This is a genomic window from Frankia sp. AgKG'84/4 (assembly GCF_023242965.2).
Lineage (GTDB): Bacteria > Actinomycetota > Actinomycetes > Frankiales > Frankiaceae > Frankia.
Genome location: NZ_JALKFU020000460.1, coordinates 1 through 4,331 on the forward strand (window position 1 = coordinate 1; position 4,331 = coordinate 4,331).

The 4,331-nt window shown below is 71.7% G+C and carries 3 protein-coding genes and 1 pseudogene; 3 read left to right on the plus strand and 1 reads right to left on the minus strand.

Annotated features, from left to right (window positions below; translation table 11 throughout):
• The 3 genes and pseudogenes from MXD58_RS21225 to MXD58_RS21235 all read left to right on the plus strand — a co-directional run.
• Positions 1-231: pseudogene (locus MXD58_RS21225) on the plus strand (M56 family metallopeptidase); the annotation flags it as partial.
• 161 nt (positions 232-392) lie between these two features.
• Positions 393-3,230: a phosphoenolpyruvate carboxylase gene (ppc, locus tag MXD58_RS21230; RefSeq protein WP_248837564.1), complete on the plus strand. Its 2,838-nt coding sequence runs from the start codon at positions 393-395 to the stop codon at positions 3,228-3,230.
• 307 nt (positions 3,231-3,537) lie between these two features.
• Positions 3,538-3,720 (plus strand): hypothetical protein, encoded by a 183-nt coding sequence (locus MXD58_RS21235; RefSeq protein ID WP_248837563.1) that lies wholly within the window; start codon positions 3,538-3,540, stop codon positions 3,718-3,720.
• A 16-nt stretch (positions 3,721-3,736) separates the two neighbouring features.
• On the opposite strand, the gene MXD58_RS21240 is transcribed toward MXD58_RS21235, so the two are convergent.
• Positions 3,737-4,057: a hypothetical protein gene (locus tag MXD58_RS21240; RefSeq protein ID WP_248837562.1), complete on the minus strand. Its 321-nt coding sequence runs from the start codon at positions 4,055-4,057 to the stop codon at positions 3,737-3,739.
• Positions 4,058-4,331: the final 274 nt, after the last annotated feature.

Consider the following 4,331-nt stretch of genomic DNA (forward strand, 5'->3'; position numbering starts at 1 on the left):
GCCGCGGCGATCCCCACCGGCCCCGCCGGCCCCTCGGTGGGCGCCAACAGTGCCAGCGCCCCGGGCGACGCCGCCGGGATGGTGTCCCCGCGTGGCATCACCAACCCCGTCGTGTCCCGGATCGCCCGGCTGCTCGACCCGCCGAACGTGCCCTGGTGGCAGCCCGCCGGCGCCTATCTCGCGGCGCTCGTCGTCCTCGCCGCGCCGCCCCTGATCGTCCTCATCGGCTAGGGGAATCCGGGGCTTCCCCACACCCACGAGCCGTAGGCAACCCCGCGGCGAGTCGGCAGACTGGACCGTGGCGGCGGGGCGACAGTCCCGCCGGGCCAGGTCGGCGACACCGTGGTCGCCGTGTCCGGTGTCTCGGCACAACGACATCCCCCGGAGGCGGCGTGACGATCGAACGCAGTGCGGCGGCTGATCTCGACGGCCCCGGAGCGGACCTGGGCGCCTTCGCCGGCGGGGTCTCCTCCGACGCCCGGCACGCGGCCGTGCGCGCCGGCGTCCGCCGGGTCGGCGATCTGCTCGGCCAGGCGCTGTCCCGGCACGAGGGCGCCGACACGCTCGCCCTCGTCGAACAGGTCCGTGCGCTCGCGCGGCGCCCCGACAACGGGGCCGAACTCGGCCGGCTGCTCGCCGGCGTCGACGACCCGACGGCGATCGTGCTCGCCCGCGCGTTCACCGCCTACTTCCAGCTCGCGAACATCACCGAGCAGCTGCACCGCGCCCGTGAGCTGTCCGACCGGGCCCGCGGCCCGCTGGCGGAGACCTTCGCCCGGATGGGTGACGCCCTCGGGGCCGGCACCCTCGACCGGTCGCTGGCGGCGCTGATCGCCGGCCGCCTCGAGCTGCGGCCGGTGTTCACCGCCCACCCGACGGAGGCCAGCCGCCGCTCGGTGCTCGACACGCTGCGACGCATCGCCGAGCTGCTCGACGCTGACAGCCCGGACGGCGCCCAGCCCCGTCCCGCCGACCGGGAACGGATCGGCCGACGCCTCGCCGAGATGGTCGACGTGCTGTGGCAGACCGACGAGCTGCGGGTGGAGCGGCCGAAGCCGGCCGACGAGGCCCGCTCCGCGGCCTACTACCTGGAGCTGATCGCCACCGAGGTGCTGCCCGACCTGCTGGAGGAGCTCGACCTGGCGTTCGCCCGGGTGGGCATCGCGCTACCGCCCGGCGCCCGCCCGCTGCGGTTCGGTTCGTGGGCGGGTGGCGACCGGGACGGCAATCCCAACGTGACGCCCGCGGTCACGATGGAGGTCCTCCTCCTCCAGCATGATTTCGGCCTGCGGCTGCTGACCGCGTCGGTCGAGCGGCTCATCCGCGAGCTGACCGCCTCCACCCGGGTGGTGCGGGTGAGCGCGGGTCTCGTCGCCTCGCTCGCGGCGGACCGGGAGGCGCTGCCTGAGGTGTATGACCGGTTCGTCCGGCTCAACGCGGCCGAGCCGTACCGGCTCAAGTGCAGTTACGTCCTGGCCCGGCTGACGGCGACGCGGGAGCGGCTGGCCAGCGGCACCCCGCACGCGCCGGGGCGGGACTACCCCGGGCTGTCCGGTCTGCTCGAGGATCTGGCGGTGATGCGCGCGTCTCTCCTCGAGAGTGACGGCGACCTGGTCGCGAACGGCGAGCTGGCGCGCGTGATCCGCACGGCCGGCGCGATGGGGCTGTCGCTGGCAACCCTGGACATCCGCGAGCACGCCGATGCCCACCACGGGGCGCTGGCCGCCGTGTACGACCAGCTCGGCGAGCTCGACGTCCCGTATGCCTCGCTCGACCGGGACGCCCGCCGCGCCCTGCTCTCCGGTGAGCTGGCCCGGCGCCGGCCGCTGCTCGGCAGCGCGCCGCCCCCGCTGCCGGCACCGGCGCTGCGGGCGCTGGAGCTGATGCGGACGATCCGCGCGGCCCTCGACCGCTTCGGCGGCGACGTGATCGAGAGCTACATCGTGTCGATGACGCGGGACGTCGACGACATCCTCGCCGTGACCGTGCTCGCCCGGGAGGCGGGGTTGGTCGGGATCGGGCTGGGCGGGCGACCGGCGTGGGCCCGCATCGGTTTCGTGCCGCTGTTCGAGACGGTCACGGAGTTGCGCTCCGCCGGCGGTCTGCTCGACGGGATGCTGGCCGATCCGTCCTACCGCTCGCTCGTCGGTGCCCGCGGCGATGTGCAGGAGGTCATGCTCGGCTACTCCGACTCGTCCAAGGACGCCGGGATCACCGCCTCCCAGTGGGAGATCCACAAGGCGCAGCGGGAGCTGCGGGACGTGGCGCGGCGGCACGGGGTCGTACTGCGGCTGTTCCACGGCCGCGGCGGCTCGGTCGGCCGGGGCGGCGGCCCGAGCGGCGAGGCGATCATGGCGCAGCCGTTCGGCACCCTGGACGGCTCGATCAAGGTCACCGAGCAGGGTGAGGTGATCTCCGACAAGTACACGCTGCCGCAGCTCGCCCGGCACAACCTGGAGATCGCCCTGTCGGCCGTGGTCGAGGCGTCCATCCTGCACCGTTCATCCCGGTTGACGCCCGCGGTGCTCGCCGACTGGGACGAGACGATGCAGGCGGTCGCCGACTCGGCCCGGGAGATGTACCAGGCGTTCGTCGGCGATCCGGCGCTCGTCCCGTTCTTCCTCGCCGCCACTCCGGTCGAGGAACTGGGCAATCTCAACATCGGCTCGCGGCCGTCGCGGCGGCCCGGCGGCACCGGCGGCCTGGCCGACCTGCGGGCGATTCCGTGGGTGTTCGGCTGGACGCAGTCACGCATCATCCTGCCCGGCTGGTTCGGCGTCGGCACCGGTCTGGCCGCGGCCCGCGCGGCGGGCGCCGGGGACACCCTTGCCGAGATGTACCGCTCGTGGCACTTCTTCCGCACGTTCCTCGGCAACGTGCAGATGACGTTGGCGAAGTCGGATCTCACCATCGCCGAGCGCTACGTCTCGACCCTGGTCGACGCAGGCGGCGCGGACGGAGCGGCGATCTTCGAGGCGATCCGCGCCGAGCATGCCCGCACAGTCACCGAGGTGCTCGCGGTCACCGACCAGCGGGAGCTGTTGGAGAACGCGCCCACGCTGCGGCACACCCTCGAGGTGCGCGATGCCTACCTCGCACCGCTGCACGCGCTGCAGATCTCCCTGCTGGCCCGGGCCCGATCGGCCGGCGAGGGGGCCGACCCGCAGCTCCGCCGCGCGCTGCTGCTGACCATCAACGGCATCGCCGCCGGCCTGCGCAACACCGGCTGAGCCTCCGCCGGCCAGCCGGCTTGACGATCAGCGATGGCGGGTATAGCTCCAATTCCACTGGAACCGCGGAGAGCCGGGAGAGGTCGTCCCGGTCCAGGACAGACCGGAGCTGATCGGCCGGCCATGGAGGTGGTGCGCTGATGTCCCGAACGCCCCGGTCGGGCGGCGCCGAATTAACACCGGAGAAACTTGCCGTCAATTTTATTTGAACATGCTCGCGCCACCGTGATGGAACGCACGTCCGATTCGGTCCGGGCCATCAGGGCATCGGTCGATCCAGACGACGAACCGGCAGGTGATGGACGCCATGGAAGCAATCGTCAAGATGGCAGCGTCGATCGACGAGATTCCCACCGTCGAGGAGACGGACGCGATGCTGGACGAGCTACGGCGGCTCCCCCGGAATCCGTCGACGGCCAAAATGATTGACGATCTACTCGAGATCCGGACGCTACTCGGCGCGTCGCTCTCGCAGACACGCGCCGAGTAGCGGCCGGCCCAGCCAATTACTGCTGCGAGCCGAACGGCTGGCCCTGCTGACCATGCTGGGCCTGCTGACCCTGCTGGTTCTGGCCGCTGCCGAAGCGCTCGCCGGAGTTTTCACCCTGGCCCGCGCCCACGCCGACCAGCTCCTGCAGGCGGTTCTGAACGTAACGCTCGCTGTGATGCGTCTTGTCCGCGATGCGTGCGACAAGGTCGTTCACGCTGGTGGCCGAATCCACATCCGCGGTGCTGACCTGGCCGAACTGGTCAAGGATGCGGTAGCGGATCTGACGCCAGTTCTGGCGAAGCTGCTGCTCGACCTGCCGCTCCTGCTGGTGGTCCATTCTTGACTCTTCCTCTCGCCGATTGACCTGCCTGCGCCGAGGGCGCGGCGCGACGTTACCGCAGCCATTGAGGTCCCCGTCAAACGCTGACGCCTCTGCGGACGAAGTGGATTTCGCACGCCAATTCCAGGGAGTCCATGAAAAGAAAACTTCTCCCGTCGCATGTCGGCGGACGTGGGGGGGGGGGGGGGGGGGCCCCCCCCCCCCCCCCCCGCGCCGCAAAAAAAAAAAAACACCCCCACACCACAACGAGCGTGGCGGATTGGGGGCTGGT

Bases quoted from the DNA above. Each gene is read 5' to 3' on its own strand.
- MXD58_RS21235 (WP_248837563.1), top strand. From the start codon at position 3,538: ATGGAAGCAATCGTCAAGATGGCAGCGTCGATCGACGAGATTCCCACC.
- MXD58_RS21240 (WP_248837562.1), bottom strand. From the start codon at position 4,057: ATGGACCACCAGCAGGAGCGGCAGGTCGAGCAGCAGCTTCGCCAGAAC.